Source organism: Cyclobacterium lianum (assembly GCF_900143075.1).
GTDB lineage: Bacteria > Bacteroidota > Bacteroidia > Cytophagales > Cyclobacteriaceae > Cyclobacterium > Cyclobacterium lianum.
In genome coordinates this window covers 141,931-156,244 of record NZ_FRCY01000009.1, presented here as the reverse complement: position 1 = coordinate 156,244, position 14,314 = coordinate 141,931, and the positions used below count along the sequence as shown (strand labels likewise).

At 45.1% G+C, this 14,314-nt stretch carries 17 protein-coding genes; 4 read left to right on the top strand and 13 right to left on the bottom strand.

The window, feature by feature from the left end; translation table 11 throughout:
* Nucleotides 1-3 precede the first annotated feature (3 nt).
* The 7 genes from BUB19_RS15410 to BUB19_RS15380 form a co-directional block, all read right to left on the bottom strand.
* A complete protein-coding gene (locus BUB19_RS15410; RefSeq protein ID WP_073095453.1) occupies nt 4-996 on the bottom strand; it encodes a glycoside hydrolase family 43 protein in 993 nt (330 codons plus the stop codon).
* Between the two features lie 189 nt (nt 997-1,185).
* Nucleotides 1,186-1,512, bottom strand: a complete 327-nt coding sequence (locus tag BUB19_RS15405) for a nucleotide pyrophosphohydrolase (protein ID WP_073095452.1) — start codon at nt 1,510-1,512, stop codon at nt 1,186-1,188.
* A complete protein-coding gene (locus tag BUB19_RS15400; RefSeq protein ID WP_245802867.1) occupies nt 1,509-3,035 on the bottom strand; it encodes an ATP-binding cassette domain-containing protein in 1,527 nt (508 codons plus the stop codon). The genes BUB19_RS15405 and BUB19_RS15400 overlap by 4 nt, the downstream gene beginning before the upstream one ends.
* A 75-nt stretch (nt 3,036-3,110) precedes the next feature.
* A complete protein-coding gene (gene dtd / locus BUB19_RS15395) occupies nt 3,111-3,563 on the bottom strand; it encodes a D-aminoacyl-tRNA deacylase (RefSeq protein WP_073095451.1) in 453 nt (150 codons plus the stop codon).
* Nucleotides 3,560-4,306, bottom strand: a complete 747-nt coding sequence (locus tag BUB19_RS15390) for a Rossmann-fold NAD(P)-binding domain-containing protein (RefSeq protein WP_245802866.1) — start codon at nt 4,304-4,306, stop codon at nt 3,560-3,562. The genes dtd and BUB19_RS15390 overlap by 4 nt, the downstream gene beginning before the upstream one ends.
* Nucleotides 4,282-4,698, bottom strand: coding sequence for a YkvA family protein (locus tag BUB19_RS15385; protein ID WP_073095449.1), 417 nt, complete (start codon nt 4,696-4,698; stop codon nt 4,282-4,284). The genes BUB19_RS15390 and BUB19_RS15385 overlap by 25 nt, the downstream gene beginning before the upstream one ends.
* A gap of 23 nt (nt 4,699-4,721) precedes the next feature.
* On the bottom strand, nt 4,722-5,243 hold the full coding sequence (locus tag BUB19_RS15380) for a DUF7935 family protein (RefSeq protein ID WP_073095448.1): 522 nt from the start codon (nt 5,241-5,243) through the stop codon (nt 4,722-4,724).
* Nucleotides 5,244-5,354: 111 nt separating this feature from the next.
* Between BUB19_RS15380 and BUB19_RS15375 the strand changes: the two genes are divergently transcribed.
* The gene (locus BUB19_RS15375) at nt 5,355-5,669 is read left to right on the top strand and encodes a HesB/IscA family protein (RefSeq protein WP_073095447.1); all 315 of its coding nucleotides are present in this window, start codon (nt 5,355-5,357) and stop codon (nt 5,667-5,669) included.
* Nucleotides 5,670-5,726: 57 nt separating this feature from the next.
* Here BUB19_RS15375 and BUB19_RS15370 read toward each other — a convergent pair whose 3' ends face one another.
* From BUB19_RS15370 to BUB19_RS15355, 4 genes are read right to left on the bottom strand one after another with little or no spacing between them, the layout of a single operon-like run.
* On the bottom strand, nt 5,727-6,188 hold the full coding sequence (locus tag BUB19_RS15370; protein ID WP_073095446.1) for a DUF4268 domain-containing protein: 462 nt from the start codon (nt 6,186-6,188) through the stop codon (nt 5,727-5,729).
* Between the two features lie 12 nt (nt 6,189-6,200).
* Nucleotides 6,201-6,566, bottom strand: a complete 366-nt coding sequence (gene folB / locus BUB19_RS15365; RefSeq protein ID WP_073095445.1) for a dihydroneopterin aldolase — start codon at nt 6,564-6,566, stop codon at nt 6,201-6,203.
* Nucleotides 6,566-7,414 carry a DivIVA domain-containing protein gene (locus BUB19_RS15360; RefSeq protein ID WP_073095444.1) on the bottom strand — a complete coding sequence of 283 codons (849 nt, stop codon included), beginning with the start codon at nt 7,412-7,414 and terminating at the stop codon, nt 6,566-6,568. Before BUB19_RS15360 ends, folB begins: the two co-directional genes overlap by 1 nt.
* A 38-nt stretch (nt 7,415-7,452) precedes the next feature.
* Nucleotides 7,453-8,367, bottom strand: a complete 915-nt coding sequence (locus tag BUB19_RS15355) for a WD40 repeat domain-containing protein (RefSeq protein WP_073095500.1) — start codon at nt 8,365-8,367, stop codon at nt 7,453-7,455.
* A 43-nt stretch (nt 8,368-8,410) separates the two neighbouring features.
* Here BUB19_RS15355 and BUB19_RS15350 point away from each other — a divergent pair, with 43 nt between their 5' ends.
* Together BUB19_RS15350 and BUB19_RS15345 are read left to right on the top strand one after the other, a co-directional pair.
* Nucleotides 8,411-9,040: a 4'-phosphopantetheinyl transferase family protein gene (locus tag BUB19_RS15350; RefSeq protein ID WP_073095443.1), complete on the top strand. Its 630-nt coding sequence runs from the start codon at nt 8,411-8,413 to the stop codon at nt 9,038-9,040.
* A 35-nt stretch (nt 9,041-9,075) separates the two neighbouring features.
* Nucleotides 9,076-9,654 (top strand): thioredoxin domain-containing protein, encoded by a 579-nt coding sequence (locus BUB19_RS15345; RefSeq protein WP_073095499.1) that lies wholly within the window; start codon nt 9,076-9,078, stop codon nt 9,652-9,654.
* Here BUB19_RS15345 and BUB19_RS15340 read toward each other — a convergent pair.
* On the bottom strand, nt 9,651-10,499 hold the full coding sequence (locus tag BUB19_RS15340; RefSeq protein ID WP_073095442.1) for a transglutaminase-like domain-containing protein: 849 nt from the start codon (nt 10,497-10,499) through the stop codon (nt 9,651-9,653). The genes BUB19_RS15345 and BUB19_RS15340 overlap by 4 nt on opposite strands.
* 122 nt (nt 10,500-10,621) lie before the next feature.
* The gene (locus BUB19_RS15335) at nt 10,622-11,422 is read right to left on the bottom strand and encodes an N-acetylmuramoyl-L-alanine amidase family protein (RefSeq protein WP_073095441.1); all 801 of its coding nucleotides are present in this window, start codon (nt 11,420-11,422) and stop codon (nt 10,622-10,624) included.
* 63 nt (nt 11,423-11,485) lie between these two features.
* Here BUB19_RS15335 and BUB19_RS15330 point away from each other — a divergent pair, with 63 nt between their 5' ends.
* The gene (locus BUB19_RS15330; protein ID WP_394333884.1) at nt 11,486-14,254 is read left to right on the top strand and encodes a putative LPS assembly protein LptD; all 2,769 of its coding nucleotides are present in this window, start codon (nt 11,486-11,488) and stop codon (nt 14,252-14,254) included.
* Nucleotides 14,255-14,314: the final 60 nt, after the last annotated feature.

Here is a 14,314-nt window from a genome sequence, read left to right as displayed (position 1 = left end):
GTACTATTTTTCAGTTTTTTTAAGAAAGTGAAAACTCCCGGTTACATGGTTTAACTTTTCTGCTTTTTGCCCTATAGCAGGTACCATCTCCAAACTAACCAGTGCCGTTCGCCTGGGAGCTACAGCATCCGGGCCAAAATGGGTATGCATGACATAGTGTAATTTCCCCTCTTTGTCATAAAATACATCTCCATGCCCTGTTCCATTATGCCCCGTCATTTCTCTGCTTAAGATGGGATTACCCCTGTGTTTATTCCAGGGGCCATAGGGGCTACCACTTACGGCATAACCTACTGCGTAATCAGGGTTTCGGAAGTCATTCGCAGAATAAAGAAAATAATACAACTCTTTATGCTTGATGATAGTAGGCCCTTCAGCGACGGGCCATGCTTCATTTTGGGTATTTTCCCAACCTTCTTCAGCCACGATACACTGGGTCAGGGTTTCCTTTTTGATCCTGGAAAAGTCGGGGGCGAGCTCTGCCACAAAAAGCCTGTTTCCGTCCATCAACCTGACATGATAAAGGTAATATTTGCGATTATCATCCTTAAAAATAAAAGGATCTATTTGTTTTACAGAGGCTGCTAAAGGTACTTTTTCTGATTGCTCGAATGGCCCCAGGGGATGAGCAGCTTCCGCAATGGCGATATTTTCATTCGCAGTATAAGCCATGTAAAAACGGCCATTCTTTTCAACTACCTGTGGTGCCCAAAATCCTTTGTCTCCAAAAACATCTTCGCGCTTTAGGGCATATCCATCATGTGCACCTTTGGGTTTTTCCCACTTTTCCAAATCTTTTGAAACATACACTTCAAATCCCAAATCGGCATTCATTCCACTTGTACCATACAAGTAGTAGCTGCCTTCATGGTAAAAAATGCTCGGATCTGCGAGATATATACTGGTATCCGTTGGGTCAGGGATGCGAAAAACGATATAACTCGTTCTCGCTACTTTTTTCCATGAGTTTTTAACGGACTTTCCAAAATGCAGCATTAACCCAATAAGGACAATAAATATGGGCGAACAAAAGCATGTCCTATTTATATGCATGTGTCAATATGAATGGGTCTGGAAATAAACATGCTGCGTACGGGATAGAGATGCAACTAACACCTCTACCATTATTCGCCAGAAGCAACATGTTGGTAAAATTGAATTTCCAAAAATAACCAGAAAACATTCTTATCCCAATTTGTCATTATTCTTGTGCCTGTCCTTATCGCGGATGGTTTTCTTTTCGAAATTCCTTTCCAAAGCCTGCGTCAGATCTACGCCTGTCTGATTGGCCAGGCAGATCAACACCCATAGCACATCGGCCATTTCATCGGCCAACTCCTTGTCTTTATCACTTTCCTTAAAGGATTGTTCACCGTATTTTCTGGCCATGATCCGGGCCACCTCCCCTACTTCTTCGGTTAGGATGGCCATGTTTGTCAATTCATTAAAATACCTGACCCCATGGCTTTGAATCCAGGCGTCCACTTTTTTTTGTGCTTCGGCAATACTCATTTCCTGGTGTTTTTTGTAATCCTTCCCTGAGTCAATTCTATTTGATGATCGATACAATCCGGAATATCTTCGCTGTAGTGGCTGACGAATAACAAGCTCATGCCAGTTTGTCTGCAAAAAAAGTCTATCAGCCATTTGAACCGCAGTCGCTGTTGCTCATCCATCCCCTGCGAAGCTTCATCGAGGACAAGTAGCTTCGGCGATTTGATCATGGCTCTGGCCAGAAGACAAAATCGCTGTTCTTCCAGGCTTACCTGCTGCAACCTTAAATTTTCAGCGTGAGACAGTTTCAGGGCCTTCAGCCACTGATCTGCTAACGCTTCCTGTTCGGAATTGGTTTTTTTAAACAGGCCCATGGTATCAAAAAATCCGGACAGCACCACCTTTTTGCATGTTTGATTTGGAGGAAAAAAACGGGCCAGGTCAGAAGACACAAATCCGGTAGGCTTTTTAACCTCCCAAATACTTTCACCAGTTCCTCTTCTTCTACCAAACAAAGTGATATCGTTGGCATAGGACTGGGGGTTTTCGCCTATAATCAAACTGATTAGCGTGGATTTCCCTGCGCCGTTGTGCCCCTTGATCAGCCATTTCTCTCCGGGAAGCACCTGCCAATTTACTTTGTCCAGCAGAAGGTTGGTGCCATACCTGATGGAAACATCCTTCATCTGAATTACTGATGAGCTCCCGGCATCCCGGTTTACCTTGTTCAATAGTCGCTGAAAATTGATGTCTTTAAGCTCTTGGGGGTGCATGTGTGCCGCTTCCAGTCTGAGCAATTCATCCCTGGAGTGATTTTGCCTTAACTTCCCTTCGCCTATCCAGGCATGATGCTGTATAGAAGCCGGGATTTCCCTGGCCGTAGTGGACAAGATCACCTGCACGCCAGAGTCCATAATGGCCTGCAAAACCTCATCAAACCTTTCCCTGGTCTGGACGTCAAGCCCGGTTAGTGGCATGTCCATTAAAAATAGCTTCGGGTTTTTCGTCAGGGCAACCGCCATGGCAAGCCGTCTCGTTTCCCCATTGGATAGTTTAATCAGAGATTTATTTGCAAACTGGTCCAGGTCAAAAAGCCGGATTACCTTATCCAGATCCCAGTACCCGTCTCGCCTGCTTTCCACTCCGGCCAGGTACGCGCCTACTGTCTCTGTATCCTCCGATTCCGAGCTATTGAAGCGCTGCTGATAGTAAAAATTTTGCTGGTTAGACTTATTTTTAAAGGTATATTTTTGTGAAATGAAAGCGATCAGATCTCTGAAGCTGTTCACCTGCCCTCTTTTGCGTTGCTCCTCCTTATAGGCATGAGCGAAAGGCCTGTCGATGCGGCCTTCCACCAGAGATGTCCTCCCCAGCAGCGTTTCTAAAAACGCCGTCCGCTCTTTTCCGGATGCTCCCAATACCGCCCAGGACTCTCCCTTTTTTACCCTGAAGTTCAACTCCTGAAACAAGGTTTTACCGAAATGATGCACCGTGGCATTCTCGATAACTAAAAAATCATCCTGCTGATACTGATCCATCATCTTTTAATATTCAAACCACAATGCCACTTTGTCCGGAATTGAGGTAAAGTAAGCTCATTGATTGCTTAGGCATATTCACACCCTGTTTCTGGAGTCTATGATGATGGTCACCGGACCATCATTGATTAATGATACCTGCATGTCTGCACCGAATTCTCCGGTAGCCACCGGTTTTTCGAGTTTTGCTGACAATTCCCTGATGCAACTTTCATACAGTGGTATAGCCGTCTCAGGATTTGCCGCCTTTACGTACGATGGGCGGTTTCCTTTTTTGGTGCTGGCATGAAGGGTAAACTGACTGATGAGTAAGATGTCCCCGCCGGCATCGAGTATGCTTCGGTTCATTACACCGGCGCTGTCAGGAAATATACGCATGTGTACCAGCTTTCTGCAGATCCAATCCACGTCTTCCGCTGTGTCCACATCCTCCACTCCCAGCAAGACCAGCAAGCCGGTAGCAATAGAAGATTTTTCGACATTGTTGATACTTACGGCAGCTTTTGCTACCCGTTGGATTACTGCAATCATTTTGTCATTTTGTGCATTTCCAGTGAGGTAATGGTTTCATTTCCTGTAGTTTGGCTATTCAGCATTTTCTTCACCATCGCCCTGGCTACCTGGTGGTCGTAGATGGGTTTGTACTTTTTGAAAAGCCCCAGAAAAGTGACCGCTCTCATCAACACCTTTCCTACCTCCTCTCCCAGCCGGTTTTCTTTTCTGTCTCCCAAAAGCAGGGAGGGCTGAAACAAACCCAGGTATTCAAAATCCATCCTTCTCAGGTCATCTTCCACAGTACCCTTTACCTTATTGTAAAAAATAGAAGATTGCGCATCGGCACCTATGGCACTGACATAGGCAAAGCGCTTCGCACCGTACCTGAGCGACATCCTCGCAAAACTGATAACATAGTCGTGGTCAATGCGATAAAAATCATCTTTTGAACCGGCCTGGCGGATGGTGGTTCCCAGGGAACAGAAAACAAGAGGTCGGTCATCTCCCCTTTCCAGCGCAACGAGCAGAGATTGAAAATCACCACCCCTATTTTGCTTGCGTACTTCATCGACTACATCAACCTGATCCAGGCGATCAAAATTTACCTTTACCTGGACCAATTTCTGGTGCTTCAGCGCAAGTTCCCGGCGTCCAAAAGAAACCACCCAGTCTACTTCAGGGTGCTGAAAAAGCTGGTGAAGTAGCTGCATACCCACCATTCCGGACGAACCCGCTACGAAAACGATCCTGTGATTCATTCCTGCTGGCTCCTTTCCCATTCCAGAAAACGTTCTATATCTGACTGCAGACTTTTGAAAATGGCAAGCAGCACCGTGATGTCATCTACATAACCCACAAAAGGTATAAAATCAGGAATCAAATCCGTAGGTAGTGCAAAATAGAAAAGCCCGAGTGCGAGCAGGCCCAGGGAGCGGTTTGAAAGTCCCGAATACTTTTTGTTAAGATGTGAACGTATCATCCGGATAAAAACCTCCACCTGAAATTTCACCTGTGCAAAGGTGGGATTTTGAGAAAGCTCCTGCCATTTCATACTGGCCTTATCCAGTAAATTACGCAATTTTTTTTCTGTGGAGGCGATATGCCTTGCCCGATCCATATAGATCGCTTTGACTTTTTCAAATAGGTTTTGCTCCTCGGTAGTTGCATTCATATATTTTCTCGGTTAGGTAAGTATCAAAAATACATACGTATTTCATCTTTTATTTTTTTCAGCGCATGGCCGATAATATCCTTTTCCTGCGCCAGCGCTGCCTGAAAGATCTTCTTAGCCAGCTCCAGACTTTTTTCATCTCCGGAGACCTCCTGAGAGGATCTGTTTACCAGCGAAATGGTTTGTTCTACCGCAGTTCTTACCGTCTCCCAGGTATCATCTGAAAAATAAACCTGTTGAGACAGGTTATGGTTAAATTCATTGCGGATTTCCTCGGTCAATCTGCCATGCAATTCACCGGCCGTCAAACCGGGCTCGTTGACCCTTCTGATCAAATTGTTTGGAGAAATGCGCTCTAATAACAAGCAAAGGCGCTCTCCGGCCTGCAGACGAAGGGGCAGCAGCAGCTCTGTATTTTTTGTCCTGATGTCTACCCATTTCATTTCTTTCTCTTTCTTCAAAAATGATACCGTAATGATAAACATGCCATATATGACCAGACCTGCCGGAAGTACAATCTTAAGAAGTTCTATCAGGTATTCCATCGTTTGCTGTTTTAAATCACAATATCTGAAATAATGGCAAGTTATACTATGTCCTGAGTATTTTCTGCACTATTTTTGGAACCTTTCACTACTGATTGACCTTTTTTGAACATGTTGGTACCCATAAAAATAAGTCCCCAGGCACTACACGAAATTAAACACATCATGGATTCTAAAAATATCCCGGAAGACTATGCCTTGCGCGTAGGGATCAAAGGCGGCGGATGTGGAGGAGTTTCTTTTGTACTCGGTTTTGACAAGTCAAGGGAAGGGGATCAGCAGTATACCATTGGCGGTCTGCCAGTACTGGTAGAGAAAAGACATATCATGTTTCTTATGGGCATGCAGGTAGATTTCCATGAAAGCAATGATGCCAGGGGTTTTGTATTCAGCAATCCGAAGATTCCCGAAAGACATGACAAATGAGCGGGGAAAATCGGCCTGACGGCTAGCGTTTGAAATTGTCAGTTGCCCCGTCTCAACTCAGATCAATCCTTCAAAACCATACCTGGCATTGGACCAGAAAGCATCCAGGGCTATTATCCTGGGCTTTAAGAATGAAATAATCTCAGGCCAGGATTCTTTTTCCAGGACATTCACCTCCTCAAGTTTTCTCTCCACCCTATAAATGGCTTTTCCCTGCGCTGTGCATTCTACCGGTAGCCAGGCCCAGGTTTCCTGCAATTCATTTTCCAAAAGTGGCTTCAATGCGAGCAATTGCTCAAAAAGCAATTCTCCTATACCGGGATCAGGATGTTGTATGACTACAGAGACAGCCGCGAAATCCCGCTCGGCCTGCATTCGGAAGTAAAGGTGGGGTATGCCCGTTTTGTAATTTTTCCAGTTGACTGGAATTCCCTCCGCCGAGGGAACAGGCTTCATATACCATCCGAAAGCTGTCCAAAATTCCTGCTTACTCCGGCTTACCTCTTGTTTTGTATACACGAGTGATTGATTTTATGCGTAATCCTTAGGATAGTTTACTTCCACTACCGAATAATTGACCACGCCTCCGATGGCTGGGTTGTGCTTCTTAATAATGATTTTAATTTTCTTGATTTCAGGGTAGACTTTCAGGATATCCTGTATCATCAGATGGGCCAGGTGCTCTAGCAATTTGACAGGAACCTGCATGTGTGCTTTGGCGATCTGGTACAGCTTAAAATAATCCACAGTTCTCTTAAGATCATCGTGCAACATGGCTTTCTGGAAATCCGTATGCACATGCAGGTCAACGGTAAAACGGTTGCCCAGCTTTTTTTCTTCTGAAAACACCCCATGGTAGGCGTGAAACTCTATTCCCTCCAAAGAAACTTTGCCCATTACTCAAACTGATCAAAAAATGAGCCTGATGGCTTGTTATCCTGCTTGCCCTGCTCTCCGGCATTTTTTACATCCTCTTCGCTGTGGTTCTCATCCGGAGACCCGGCATCCTGTGTATCCTTCTCTCCCGCTGGCGGTGCATCTTCTCTTCCATCATCGTCTGCATGCGCTGCCTCAACCTCCGGTTTATCCCAGGTATAAGTATTGCTGCTACCTTCCGCAGGAGTATCTGAGGCAGTTTTTGGGGAAGACCGGTTCAGGGAACTGTAATATTTATCTTTTCGCTGCAAGTCTTTTATCAGCCTGGTATGGGCCGCTGCATCGATCTCATTGAACCCATCCTGTACGACTTTTACGTTCTCGAGCGTCTCAGTAGCCGTTTTCTTAAGATGCTTCAGCAAATAATCCCGCTGGGTCTGCAATTTCTCATAATTGTCGACCAGCAACTGCACATCCTCTTTGAGATCTTCCATGATGTTTTTTGCCTGGGATTCTGCCTGATCTACAATGCTTCGTGCATTGCCTTTGGACTCGGCACTAATCGCATCAGCATTCATCTGCGCCTCTTTTAAAATCAGCTCGGCTGTTTTATTGGCTTGTTCGATAATACTGGCACCTGTATCTTCCGCAGTCTTCAACGTTTTAAAAAGCGACTGCTCCACCTCTCTTAGTTTGGAGGCCTCCTTCTCCGCCTGCTCATACCTGAGCTGCAAACCATTTTTTTCCTCTACCAGCTTCTCCCATTCCTGAGACAGGTAATTTAAAAATGCAGTGACTTCATCTTTATCATATCCTCTGATCTTTTTTTCAAAGGTTTTCTGACGGATATCCAATGGTGTTATTTTCATTTCTAATTTTTTAATTCCAGAAAACAGGTATCCGGATGCTATTCGTCCAGGCCCAGGTCCCAGATGGAAATGGTATGGTCATCGCTGACGGCAACTACCTGATCCTTGTACGAAGACCAATGGACTTTGTTGATAGACGTCCCGTGTCCGGCATGCCTGGCTTTATCTATCACCTTCAACAACTTGTATTCGGCGGGATCCCAAAGTTTAATTGACTTGTCCATGCTACAAGTTACAAAATACCTGCCATCATCACGAAAAGACAGGTAATTGATGGCATACATGTGAGCGGCGATGCTTGTCTTCTCATTAAAATCCGAGGCATCCCAAAATTTAAGCTGGGCATCTCTCCCACCGCTGACCAGCGTTTTGCCATCCGGAGAATATTTTAAGGCAAAAACAGAATTGCTGTGTCCTTCCAGTTTGGCCACCGGTTTCCAGCCATTGAAACTGAATACCTTAACCTGATTATCACTTGCACCCACGCTGAATTGCGCTCCACCGGGAGCTACTGCAAGTACCCTCAGGTGCTGGTCACTTATTTTCAAATGCTTTACAGGAGATTGTTCCTCAATATCCAATACCACCAGCACACCGTCTCCCGTGGCGACCAGCAATAAGTCCTCTACCACCTGCATGTCATAAATGGCATTTGAGGTGATTTTCAGCGACCAGACTTCCTTCTTGCTGCCCAGGTCGATGGCGTGCACGCCCTCAAAATTATGCCCGATAAACAGCAGGTTTCTTTTCGGGTCTACCGCCAGTGCATATACAGAACGGGGCAATTTAGCGAGAAGCAATCCATCTTTTGGCTCTCTGAGATCCCACTCCACTACCATGCCATCACCTGAACCGGTATAAAAATTATGGGGAGTCAATCCCCCGCAAAGTGCAAAAACTGAATGATTATGGCCCCTTAATGTATGGAGTTTATTTACTTGAATATTTGGCATATATTGCATCTTGTATTTATCACCCAGCTCATTGTGAGTAACCATGCAAACAAAAATAGAAAAAATTAGCCCTTTATCTGCTTTTGCGATCAACAATATTCATGAATCTGAAAACAACCCTATGGAATTTTTAAGTTTTCGGGAAAAACTTTCTCTCGCAAATATCGGGCACCCGAAAAAAAGAAAAGAATGGAAAGGTGCCAGACTCGCCATAAAATCGGCACTGGACAGTATACAGCTTCCTTATCCTGGATTCTACAAAGATACCCACGGAAAATCACATGCCATGGATGGATATGGATATGTATCTCTGACCCACCATGGTGACTATTCGGGAGCTATTTTTCATAAGGAAATACCCGTAGGGATTGACCTGGAGAAAGTCCGGGAAAAGACAGTCACACTCGGACCAAAATACCTGGATGATTCAGAAATGGAATTTTTAAATAAGGATCCGTATCTACACACACTTGCCTGGTCTGTGAAAGAAACCATTTTCAAATGCCAGGGAAAGAAAGGAATCAGCCTCCGCCAAAACATCTTACTGCAACCCTTTACCTGTGCCGACCAGATCGTCAAAGGCAAAATTCATGGTACTGATTTCGCAGACCACCATTACGCAGTAAAGGTCTTTGCCGAAAATGATATGATCCTAACTTATACCGTTTGGTGATTTTTTTTATATTTGTTCATAAAGCAGCTTTTCCTATGAAATGTATAAGGTGTTTTATTCTATTTTTCCTTTGTAGCTTTCTGGCCACCGCCCAGCAGGTAAGCAATGTGGAACTCGTAGATGCCATTTCAGGCAATACTTTTGCTACCGCCCTGCATCCCCCATCCACCACCATGGTCTTTGTATTTACCAGCATGAGCTGTCCATATGCCAAGCTTTACGAAGACCGGATTCAGGAGCTTTTCCAAAAATATGCCGGGTCGAGGGTAAGCTTTGCGTTAGTAAACCCCCATGCCGGCCAGTCCGGAGAAAGCAGGGAACAAATGGCTTCCCTCAGCTGGGCAAAAAATCTGGGCATTCCTTTTCTTATGGACACAGACCAAGCATTTACAAGGCAAACCAGCGTGAGAAAAATCCCTGAAGTGGTCCTGGTATCTTCAGGACCTACCGGCTATTCCATCGTGTATCAGGGAGCCATAGACAATAACCCTCAGTCTGACACCAGTGCATCGGTACATTATCTGGACAATGCACTACGGGATATTCTGGCCCGCAAACGGCCCAGCCCTGCGATTACCCGGGCAGTGGGTTGCAACATAAGGCTTACAAACTAATCCTTATCTATTATCCCCAGTAAGCCCTTGACTTCTTCGGCTTTGTCTACCTCTCCGATCTTATCAAAGGCAAAAATCAAATTCCTCAGGGTCCTTCTGATGATATCTATATTTTCACAGGGATCGAAGTAAGTCGACTTGGGCTCCAGCTTAAGGTGCTCCAGATAATTGTTGATATCCTGCCGGGTAAAGATCAGCCCCTTATTGAAAGCATTGATGTAAAATTTAAATTTACCGGACTGGTAGGTTAAGACAAAGAGATTGGGGAGATTAACGCCATACACAGGCAGACCAAGTTTTCGGGCCACCAGCAGGTAAACCGAGCAAAGGCTGATCGGGTTTCCTTTTTTGGTTTCCAGGACGGTTCGGATCATGCTGTTTCCCGGGCTGTGAAAATTCTTGGTGTTTGCAGAGAACTTCAGGTCATTAAAAAGCACATTGTTGATCAGCTTGATCTTGTCGTATACAGAGTACTCATTCTTGAAGTTCGTCCATACATTAAAATATATCTGCTGCATCACGGCATTCAGCTGCTCAAATTCCAGTTCAGGATACAGGTAGGTGTTGATGATCCACAAGCCTTCCAACAATTCCTGTTCCTCTGAGTGCTTCCAGTTTAGAAGCCGCTTCCTGAGCAGGTTGATTTGAAGTTCGTGGACCAGCTCTTCAATTTCCTTTTGCACTTCGGGATTAAAAGAACTTTCCCACTTGTCTTCCAGATAGGGGATGACCTCATTTCCCAGCGAGATGATTTTTCCCCGAACATGCTCTCTGATTTCCTGGTCCGTATCGTCGAGAAGGGAGATCAAGGCATTCAATTCTTTATCTGTAAGCTCATTGTCCATTTGTTACTATACGCAATTACCTTACCCAAAAGTTATTTTAATTTCATCATATCACTTGCCGGGATCCCCACAATACTACAATACTACTGCTTTCCAAGCCTATGGCATTTATAGCTTGATCATTAAATGGCTTCTATTTCTTCCTTATAGGCTTTGATGGCTCTGAAAATGCCGGATGCTACATAGGTTTGTCCATTCTTACTATTGAGATATCGCTCCTCCGTAGGGTTGGAAAGAAAGCCGGCTTCTATCAGTACACTGGGCATACTAGTGGTCCAGAGCACATAAAATGGAGCCTGTTTTACTCCCCTGGAGTGCCTGTTAACGCGGGTAGAAAAGTCCCTTTCAATTTTTTCAGCCAGAGAAAGGCTGTTTGAGAAATAAGCCCTTTGCATCAGGTTAAACATCATATACGACTCCGGGGACTGTGGGTCAAACCCCTCATAGTTCTCCTGGTAGTCGTCTTCCAGGAGTATAACCGCATTTTCCCGCTTCACGATTTCAAAATTGGCATCAAAATTTTTATTCCCCATAACGAAAGTTTCTGTACCATGTACTCCCGACGAGGAAGTAGCATTGCAATGAATGGAAATAAAAAGATCTGCCCTATTCCGGTTGGCAATATTCGCTCTTTCTTTGAGTTCAATAAATTTGTCGGTGGTTCGGGTATAAATCACCTCTACTTCCGGCAACAATTCCTGCACATAAGACCCCACTTTTAGTGCCAGGTCAAGTGCTACATCCTTTTCCTGCGATATCCTTCCGATAGTTCCCGGGTCTTTACCGCCATGGCCGGCATCGATCACGATCCGTCTGAGTTTGAACTCTGCTTTTTTCTCTCCGGCAGGAATAAAACCTGCAAAAACAAAGGTCATGGAAAGCAACGAAATTATGAGAATATTTTTCATCCTGGTTCGTTTCATAAACGTTAATAACGTTAACTTTACGCAAAAATTAGAAATTTTTGAAGCAAACAGAAATTATCAGTGCATAATATCAAGTCCGCTATTCTTTCCATGCTTATGCTGATGCTTTTTGGGCAGGCTTCGTTTGGACAAGAAACCGGGAGAATCAATTCTGGTGAAATAGAAATGACCGTTCCGGATACGCTGATTAATCCTACTGTAAGCGCCGATACCCTGCTTCCCACTCTCCCTGACAGTATCCTCCGGGTATCTGAGGCAGACCTGGACTCAGCCATCAATGCGGAAATTGGAGACATTTCAACGACCATCAATTATTACGCCGAAGACAGCATCATCTCCGATTTTTCCCAAAACAAAGTATTTCTGTACAAGGGGGCCTGGTTTGAATATGGCAATATACGGCTGGACGCAGACTATATTATTATTGATTGGGAAAAAAGCGAACTCTACGCCTCCGGGCTGGAAGACAGTACCGGGGTAGTTCAGGGGACACCGGTATTTAAGGAGGGACAGAGCATTTATGAAATCAGAAAACAGATGCGCTACAACTTTGAAACTCAGAAGGCGATCATTTCTGATGTGGTAACCCAGCAAGATGAAGGGTTGCTAAGGGGAGAAACCGTCAAGAAAACAAAGGATGGGTCGGTTTACCTTCACAAAGGCTTCTACACTACCTGTGATCTGGTAGAACCACACTGGCACATCTCCTCTTCAAAAATCAAGTCCGTCAGGGGAAAGCACGTCATTTCCGGCCCGTTTAACCTGTATTTCAACAATATCCCAACCCCCCTCGGACTGCCATTTGGGATCATTCCGGACACGCCTGAGGAGAAAACCTCAGGCATCATATTCCCCTCCTATGGTGAAGAACAGAGGCGCGGTTTTTTTCTCAGGGATTTTGGTTATTATTTTGCATTCAACGATTATGTACATACCCGGGTGACCGGCGAGATATTTTCCAAAGGTGGCTATGGACTCAAAACAGCCTCCGTGTACAACAAAAGGTATCGCTTTAAAGGTGGCCTGAATATAGATTACCAAAAATTCCAAAGCCCGGAAACTGCCGAACAGCCTTTGGAATACGATGCGTTCTGGTTTAGATGGAACCATACTCCTGAATCGCGGGGCAACTCGAGGTTTTCTGCTTCCGCCAACTTCGGTACCAAGTCATACAACGACAACATCCTCAACCAAGGCAATTTCCAGCAAAATCAGCAATCGGATTTTTCCTCCAATATTTCCTATAGCAAAACCTTCACCGGGACTCCTTTTAGTATGTCTGCTAATCTGAGGCATTCTCAAAACCAGGTTACCGACGAAGTAAACCTGCTTTTGCCCGATGTGGCTGTGAATATGAACCGACAAAACCCCTTTAGGAATATCCGGTTTGAGCCTTTGAAAACCCTGAACATCGCCTGGAATTTCAATGCACAGAATTCCATCAACAACAGGATTACCCCCGAACTTGGAGTAGATCCTAACCTGCAGCAACAATTTGAAGAACTGGGACAGCCGAACGCTCCCGATGTTCTTCCTTTCACCTTTGCCAACCTGCCTCAATTGCTGCGCGATGCAGACAATGGTTTCAGGCACACGGTGCCCATTTCTTCCAACTTCACCATTTTCCGTTTTTTTACCGGAACGGCTTCCATGAATTTTACGGAGTTGTGGTACCTGGACCGGATCAATTATTATTACAATCCCGCCGAGGAAAGACTGGACCGTATTCTGGAAAGTGGCTTCAACCGGGTCAATTATTACAATTCCTCCTTTAACCTTTCAACCAATATTTACGGTTTTTATACTTTTAGAAAGGGATCAAAAATAGAAGCCATCAGACACCACATGCAACCTACCTTTGGTTTTACCAGTACCCCCGATTTCTCCGACCCTAAATACGGATACTACCAGGAGGTGCAGACCAATGCTGAAGGGCGTGTACAAAGATTGTCTAGGTATCAGGGATTTATCTATGGCGGAGCCCCTATGGGCGAGGCCAAATCTCTCAGCATAAATATCCGAAATGTGGTAGAAGCCAAAGTACGTACAGAAAGCGATACTGCTGAGGCCGTGACAAAAAAAGTTCCCATATTACAAACCCTGAATGTATCCACCAGCTATAACTTCGCAGTGGACTCATTTAACCTGGCACCGATTAACCTCAACACCCGTACTTCTCTATTTCAAAACAAGCTCTCCGTCAATATGAGTGCCAATTTTGATCCCTATGCGACGGGAAATTTCCAGAATGGAGAGCAGGTAGTTACCCGGAGGGTCAATGATTTTGCCTGGAGGCGGGGCCAGGGCCTGGGGACCATCCGCCGGGCTTCGCTCAATATCAACGGAAGCATCAATCCAAGCAAAACAGAAAAATCTCCCGGAGAGGTTCAGGATGAACTCACCAATGAATTTTTGAACCAGGGAGGGCAAATGAACGATTTTGTCGAAAATGAGATCAATCGAATTGCCAATGATCCCAGCCAATACATCGACTGGTCGATACCCTGGAACATGACCTTTGGGTATAACCTGAGCTACAATAAGGCCGCATCCGGCAACACAAACATCACGCAGGCCATCAATATTTCCGGCGACCTGAGCCTGTCCGACAAATGGAAAATCAATTTTAACTCAGGCTACGATGTGGCGGCAGCCCGAATTACTCAAACCATGATCGGTATTGCCAGAGATCTGCACTGCTGGCAAATGAACGTCAACTGGGTCCCCTTCGGGCGATTTACCTCCTACAATATTGATATCCGGGTGAAATCCAATATTCTCAGAGACCTGAAAGTATCCAGGAGGAGGTCCTTTTTCGACAGTTTCTAACCACAACCATTAACGCCCGATCGGTCTATCCGCTGCAGAAAAGAGCCGGGCTGTTCGTTA